General features: G+C 40.7%; 7 protein-coding genes. 5 read left to right on the top strand and 2 right to left on the bottom strand.

Translation table 11 applies throughout. The features are described from left to right. Positions 1–384: 384 nt before the first annotated feature. The 4 genes from G5B12_RS14830 (at position 385) to G5B12_RS14815 (ending at position 3981) form a co-directional block, all read left to right on the top strand. The gene (locus tag G5B12_RS14830; protein ID WP_021976212.1) at positions 385–996 is read left to right on the top strand and encodes an ECF transporter S component; all 612 of its coding nucleotides are present in this window, start codon (positions 385–387) and stop codon (positions 994–996) included. A 269-nt stretch (positions 997–1265) separates the two neighbouring features. Further along, a complete protein-coding gene (locus tag G5B12_RS14825) occupies positions 1266–1688 on the top strand; it encodes a MarR family winged helix-turn-helix transcriptional regulator (protein WP_021976211.1) in 423 nt (140 codons plus the stop codon). A 93-nt stretch (positions 1689–1781) separates the two neighbouring features. Next, on the top strand, positions 1782–3065 hold the full coding sequence (locus tag G5B12_RS14820; protein WP_174088682.1) for a cytidylate kinase family protein: 1284 nt from the start codon (positions 1782–1784) through the stop codon (positions 3063–3065). A gap of 19 nt (positions 3066–3084) precedes the next feature. Further along, entirely contained in the window at positions 3085–3981 is an 897-nt protein-coding gene (locus G5B12_RS14815; RefSeq protein ID WP_021976209.1) for a DMT family transporter, read from the top strand. Here the strand turns inward: G5B12_RS14815 and G5B12_RS18555 are convergent. Both G5B12_RS18555 and G5B12_RS14805 read right to left on the bottom strand, forming a co-directional pair. Then, the gene (locus G5B12_RS18555) at positions 3956–4258 is read right to left on the bottom strand and encodes a helix-turn-helix transcriptional regulator (protein WP_442859966.1); all 303 of its coding nucleotides are present in this window, start codon (positions 4256–4258) and stop codon (positions 3956–3958) included. The two genes, G5B12_RS14815 and G5B12_RS18555, sit on opposite strands and share 26 nt — an antisense overlap. Positions 4259–4263: 5 nt before the next feature. Continuing rightward, on the bottom strand, positions 4264–5016 hold the full coding sequence (locus G5B12_RS14805) for an AraC family ligand binding domain-containing protein (protein WP_174088680.1): 753 nt from the start codon (positions 5014–5016) through the stop codon (positions 4264–4266). A 281-nt stretch (positions 5017–5297) separates the two neighbouring features. Here G5B12_RS14805 and G5B12_RS14800 point away from each other — a divergent pair, with 281 nt between their 5' ends. After that, positions 5298–6719: an MFS transporter gene (locus G5B12_RS14800; protein ID WP_174088678.1), complete on the top strand. Its 1422-nt coding sequence runs from the start codon at positions 5298–5300 to the stop codon at positions 6717–6719. Positions 6720–6745: the final 26 nt, after the last annotated feature.

The following is a 6745-nucleotide window of genomic DNA, read 5'->3' as shown; positions in this document are numbered from 1 at the left end:
GCTGACTTGAACATTTGCGAAGCAAATGACATCGAACGACGGAGTCGTGAGATGACCCCTGCTGGAGTAGCCTAAAAAAACAGGCGATGCAGCGCAAGCTGCGAGCCCGTAAAAAAAGGTAAATCGGCACGCAGGTTAAAAATTGATTCAACAAAAACGATTAACCATCAACAAACACATGTATGTAGTTTTGAATATACAATACAAAAGAAAGTGGCCAATCAAGCCACTTTTTTTATCCCCCAAAAACTGTCCCCTAAAAAAATATAAAAATTGCCCCTTGCAATATACCCAAACAAGCAGTACCATAACACCCGTGTTATTACATTCATACATTAAACTAATCACACACTAAAGTAATAACAAAACGAGAGGGGAATTATTATGAACACACAGAACAACACAGTAGTCAAACTTGCAGAAACTGCATTATTAGCAGCTTTATGCTACGTATCTTTCACATTCCTGCAGATCAAGATCCCGGTACCAGGCGGAGATGCAACATCCATTCATATCGGAAACGCATTCTGCGTACTGGCAGCACTGCTTCTTGGCGGCGTATACGGAGGTCTTTCCGGAGCAATTGGAATGGGAATCGCAGACATCATGGACCCTGTTTACATCACAGGAGCACCGAAAACTTTTGTACTGAAATTCTGTATCGGTCTGATCGTAGGTCTCGTGGCACATAAGATTGCAAAGATCAACGAAAGCACAGATAAGAAATATGTATTTAAATGGAGCGTGATCGCATCCATCGCAGGACTTGCATTTAACGTAGTAGCAGATCCTATCGTAGGATATTTTTACAAACAGTACATCCTGGGACAGCCACAGGAGCTGGCACAGGCACTTGCAAAAATGAGTGCGGCAGCAACATTCATCAATGCAGTTGTATCCGTGATCCTGGTAGCGATCATTTACAACGCAGTACGTCCGGTACTGATCAAGAGCCATCTGATCACCATTACTAACAACAAGAATCAGGTTGCATAAAACAACACAAACATATTAACAGAAATAACATTAAACAGTGAAATGGAAGCGAATATCCATTTCGCTGTTTTTTTATGCGGACAGATAATCATTTTATTTATACGTTTGTCCTTGTGATTTTCCCTGTATTTTGTGCAGATTGAAATAAAAACAGCTCTCTTTTTTGTACAGAATTCCAATATATTTTAAAAATAATATTGACATACGTAATTAATATAGTTATAATTCTAAATATTTGAATTATAACTATTAAAAAGGGAGAAAGATATATGAACGATTCTTTTCACTATCTGTCCATGGCAAACCACATGATGGTCCAGAAAAAGCTGATGGAACAGTTAAAGGATACCGGCCTTACCCTGGGACAGCCAAAGGTTCTGGATTATCTGAAAGATCACGATGGCGCCAGTCAGAAGGAAATTGCGGCAGGATGTCTGATCGAGGCAGGATCTTTAACTTCTATTTTAAATCGAATGGAAGAAAAAGGACTGATCGAGAGAAAAATGCTTAACGGAAACCGCCGTACCTTTCATATTTTTATGACAGAATCCGGAAAGAAAAATCAGAAGCTGGTAGAAGAGACTTTTGAAAAGATTGAAGAAACAGCATTAAACAATGTTTCAGAAGAAGAACAGAAAGTATTTATGGAGATATTTCTCAGGATATACAGGAATCTTGCTGAGATAAAGTAAACAGGTGGATATCCGCTTTACAATAACCGGATAATGGCAGCATAGACATAATTATCCGGCGAAAATCTGTACAATGAGGAGGAGACAAAAATAATGGAGAAACTAAAACGATACTTAATATTTCTGGTGGGACTGTTTGTAAACTCCCTGGGAGTCAGTCTGATTACCAAGGCAAACCTGGGAACCTCACCAATCTCATCAATTCCCTATGTGTTAAGCCTGAACTTTCCATTCACACTTGGAAACTTTACCATCTTTTTCAGTATCTTACTGATCATCCTGCAGCTGATCATTCTGCGGAAGAATTTTAAACTGGAGCACATCCTTCAGATCCCGGTATCCATCATTTTCGGATATTTTATCGATCTTACCATGATCCTTTTTTCCTGGGTCAATCCGGAAGTATATATCATGAAAATCGTATATCTGCTCATCGGGTGTATGATCCTTGGCGCAGGCGTTTATATGGAGGTCCTGGCGGACGTTGTCATGCTTCCGGGAGAATCCTTTGTCCGTGCCATTGTCCTCACATGGAAAACAAACTTCGGAACAACCAAGATCTGTTTTGATGTATCCATGGCAGTGATCGCTGCAGTACTTTCCTTTGTATTTGCAGGAAGACTGGACGGGGTAAGAGAAGGTACAGTTATTGCAGCCCTTCTGGTTGGATTTATCGCACGACTTATCGGAAAAAAACTTGCATTCCTGAAAGATATGATCTTCCCGGAAACAGCATCAGCAGAAAACGAGAGCGAAGCAAACGAGCAGACAACAGGAACTTATGGAAAAAATGTCATTGCCATTGGAAGACAGTTTGGAAGTGGTGGCCACAATATGGGCAAGGCACTTGCAGAAAAGCTGGGATACGATTTCTATGATGCAGAGATCATTCAGATGACAGCAGGAACCACAGGCTACACGCCGGAATTTATTAAGAAAAATGAGGAGATCATGACAAACAGTCTTCTCTATGATCTGGTCAATCAGATGTACCTGAACACAGATATGCAGGATGAAGCACCAAAGGACAAAATTTTCGAGGCGGAATCACAGGTTGTCCGTGATCTGGCAAAAAAAGGCAACTGCGTGATCGTAGGCCGCTGTGCAGATTACGTCCTCAGAAATTCCGCAAACTGCCTGAAGGTATTCTTCTCTGCACCTCTTGAAAGCAGAATCAAAAGAGTAGCACAGAGACAGAACATCTCTGAGAAAGAAGCCAGAGCTGTTGTCCAGAAAAACGAAAAACTCCGCGCAGACAACTACCGTTACTATACTCGCCGCATGTGGGGCGCAGCAGGAAACTTTGATCTCAGCCTGAATACAGATCTGGGAGAAGCGTATATTGAGAGCTGCATCCGTAGCGCAATGAAATTATAAAAAGGCAGGAATAAATAAAATGAAACAGGAAAATTATATAAAAGGTATGATAATGATCATCCTGTCAGCATTTTTCTTTGCATGTATGAATGTAAGTGTCCGTCTGGCCGGAAATCTTCCATCTGTGGAAAAAAGCTTCTTCCGGAATCTGGTTGCGGCAGTGTTTGCGGCGGTCATTTTATGTAAAGATCATACATTGCCGAAGGTTAATAAAAAATACTGGGGGCCGCTGATCTTACGCTGTGTATGTGGAACCATGGGAATCCTGTGTAACTTTTATGCGATCGATCATCTGCTGGTAGCGGACGCTTCAATCCTGAATAAACTGTCTCCCTTTTTTGCGATCATTTTTTCTTTTCTTCTGTTAAAAGAAAAAATCAGCCCGACGCAGGCAGCATGTGTGGCCCTGGCATTTGTGGGATGTCTGTTTGTTGTAAAACCGGGATTTCATAATGCGGAATTTATGTCTGCACTGATCGGAGTCTGTGGTGGACTGGGCGCTGGAATTGCATATACAATGGTACGTGTACTTGGAACCCATGGAGTGAAAGGCCCGATCATTGTATTTTACTTTTCTGTTTTTTCATGTTTGTCTGTGATTCCGTGGATGGTATTTCATTTCACACCAATGACGGTGAAACAGTTTGCAATACTTATGATGGCAGGATTATTTGCGGCAGGCGGACAGTTTACGATCACAGCGGCATACACGTATGCACCTGCGGGAAAAATTTCTATTTTTGATTATTCACAGATTATCTTTGCAACGCTGCTGGGATTTTTCCTGTTTGGAGAAGTGCCGGATAAATACAGCTTTACCGGATATGCGCTGATCATTCTGGCATCGTTTGGAACATTTATCTACAATATGAAAACAGCTTCAAAAAAGGTTACAGCAAAGAAGAGTCCGGACTGATACTGCTTCTGTATTCTGCTGGTGTCATATGAAACCTTTTTTCAAATATTTTATAAAAATGTGTAATGTTGGAGTAGCCGATTTCTTCCATAACAGTAGTTACCGGAAGGGTCGGCTGTTTTAATAATTCGGCTGCTCTGGAAAGCCGGATATCCTGGATAAGAGTGGAAAAGGTTTTTCCTGTATAGTTTTTCAGGATCCGTGTTAATTGTCGTTCGCTGTAATTAAAAAACGCAGATAATTCCGGGAGCGTAAGGGTTGCATAATGTAGTTCGATATATTTCAGTATAAAATAATATTTTTTTCCTGCTTCTTTCCGGCCGGGTTGGGGACGATCATGTTTTTTTCATGATTTCTGAGAAGACAGATAAAAAAGATTTCCAGTAACGCATTTATCATGGAGGAGGTATAGCGCTTCTGGGTCTGATATTCTTTCAGGATTTTTTTAAATAAATTCACAAGCTGCGGATCTTTTCCAGATTTAAAATACAGATAAAACTGAGATCCGGGGGAATAAAGTGCCCGGCTGAAAAAGTCATGTAAAGTACCGTATTTTGGAAGGGAATTTAAGAATACAGCTTCAAAGGTCTGGCTTTTTATCAGGAAATTGTAGATCACACAGTCATCGCTGAAAGCACTTAATGCATGGATGATCGAAGGAGCCACAATGCAGATATCACCGGATCGCATGGAAATCGTATGGGAGGTAAATATGTTTTCACAGGTTCCACGAAGCACATAGATCATCTCAAAAAAAGTGTGCGAATGCAAAAAAGCAGGAGCATACCGGTTATGACGGAAAATGATCGTATCCTCATCGGAAGGAAGAATAGTTTCATCCAGAGCGTTTCCAGGATGGTAAGTAAAGCCGGCGGCTGCATGGGAAGATGCCTCCGGGCAGAGTTTTTCTATTTCCTCGACGGTATGTGCCTGGTCCAGATGTGCAGCCGGATATTCCAGAAAAATCCGTTTATAAAATATTTCGTCAGGTTCCATTTCAGGAATCATTTCTGTTAAATGTTTGTATTCATTCATAAAATCACCTAAATTAACTGAATCAGGAAAATTCTCTGCGGATTATGAAAGTCCGCTTAGTCTGTCAACGAGCTTCAACAGGAAAAACGTATATGTCCGAAAAGGATAAATCATATGTCGTTTAAAGACGTTATCCTGTTCGCTTATTTCTGATAATATCACTATCAACAGGAAAACACAAGAATGACAGAAGGTGATAAATAAAAGTAATTTCATAAAAACAGAAAAATACAGAAGATGCAGAAAACCCATTAGATGAAAAGGGAAAAGGAGAAAGAGATATGTTTAGTTTGGCAAGTAAACACAACGATCCAAATGCCAGCCTGGCATGGAGCGAACGTATCGGTTACGGAACAGGCGGATTTGCCTTTAATATGATCAATGGTATCATCGGTTCTTTCCTGACCATTTATTTTACCAGCACAGTAGGACTGAATGCAGGTATCATTGCAACAATTTTTGCAATATCAAAGGTTTTTGACGGAATCTCAGATGTGATCGTAGGACGTATGGTGGACCGTACAAAATCAAAACTCGGAAAAGGCCGTTCCTGGCTGTTACGAATGTGTATTCCATTTGGAATCACCACCATGCTGTTGTTTTTTGTACCACAGAATTTTCCGGAAATGGCACAGTATGTATATATTTTCCTGATGTATAACATTGTAAATGCTGTATGCCTTACCGGAATGCTGGTACCGTATTATTCCATGATCTCACTGATGACAGCAAATCCTTATGAGAGAGGATTCCTTGGAAACATCCAGCAAATTTTTCAGACACTTGGAAATGTAGTTGTAAACTCAACATTTGTTACCTTACTTGGAATCTTTACAAGCAGTACAGAAAACATTTATACACAGAGAGCATTTACGATCACAATGCTGATCTACTGCATCGCAATGATCGTAATTACAATTTTCAGTGTTTTCTCAACAAAAGAGAGAGTACATTCTGCTGAAAGCGCAGAGGAAGATACTCAGAAATCTGCAAGTGCTGGAAGAGAAGCAGGCACATGGGAAACTGTAAAAGCACTTTTTAAGAACAAATACTGGGTGATCGTAACAGTTGCAAGTTTTGTAGTATTTTTCGTAATTATCATGTACGCAATGGGAAATGTATATTACTGTCAGTATGTTCTCTATGATATGGGACAGTACAGCTGGGTATCCAACTCTATTTCCATTGCACAGTTTGCAGTTATGTTTGTAACACCTGCATTTATGAAAAAGTTTGGAAAAACAGCTGTTTATGAAGCAGGAATGGTAGTTATGGGACTTGGATTCCTCGGATTCGCTGTTCTTGGCGGTTCCAGTACGATCGTGATGATCATCTGCAACGTACTGAAAGGCTGCGGTGTTGGTATGGCCGGCGGTATGGCACTTGGAATGGTTGCAGATACCATTACATACGGAACAAAGAAAACAGGAATTGATACCGTTGGTCTTGGAAATGCCGGTGTTTCTGCAGCACAGAAGATCGGTCTCGGACTTGGAACAGCTGTATTTGGCTGGGTTCTCAACGGAGCAGGCTATGACGGATCTCTGGATGCACAGGGTATCGCACAGCCGGAAAGTGTTTCCACAGCAATTAACTTCCTGTACAACTGGCTGCCATTTATCATGGTGATCGCTATCTTTGTACTGCTGGTAATCCTGTATCATTGCGAGAGAGATTTAAAGAAAATGGAAGCAGCTGAATAAAGCTGATAAATGAATAACTGAGAAAA

It is taken from the genome of Blautia sp. MSK.20.85, from assembly GCF_013317245.1.
Taxonomy (GTDB): domain Bacteria; phylum Bacillota; class Clostridia; order Lachnospirales; family Lachnospiraceae; genus Blautia_A.
The sequence above is the reverse complement of the archived record's forward strand: the minus strand, read 5'-3'. Positions and strand labels throughout refer to the sequence as shown.

Bases quoted from the DNA above. Each gene is read 5' to 3' on its own strand.
- G5B12_RS14830 (WP_021976212.1), top strand. From the start codon at position 385: ATGAACACACAGAACAACACAGTAGTCAAACTTGCAGAAACTGCATTA.
- G5B12_RS14800 (WP_174088678.1), top strand. From the start codon at position 5,298: ATGTTTAGTTTGGCAAGTAAACACAACGATCCAAATGCCAGCCTGGCA.
- G5B12_RS14815 (WP_021976209.1), top strand. From the start codon at position 3,085: ATGAAACAGGAAAATTATATAAAAGGTATGATAATGATCATCCTGTCA.
- G5B12_RS14805 (WP_174088680.1), bottom strand. From the start codon at position 5,016: ATGAATGAATACAAACATTTAACAGAAATGATTCCTGAAATGGAACCT.
- G5B12_RS14825 (WP_021976211.1), top strand. From the start codon at position 1,266: ATGAACGATTCTTTTCACTATCTGTCCATGGCAAACCACATGATGGTC.
- G5B12_RS14820 (WP_174088682.1), top strand. From the start codon at position 1,782: ATGGAGAAACTAAAACGATACTTAATATTTCTGGTGGGACTGTTTGTA.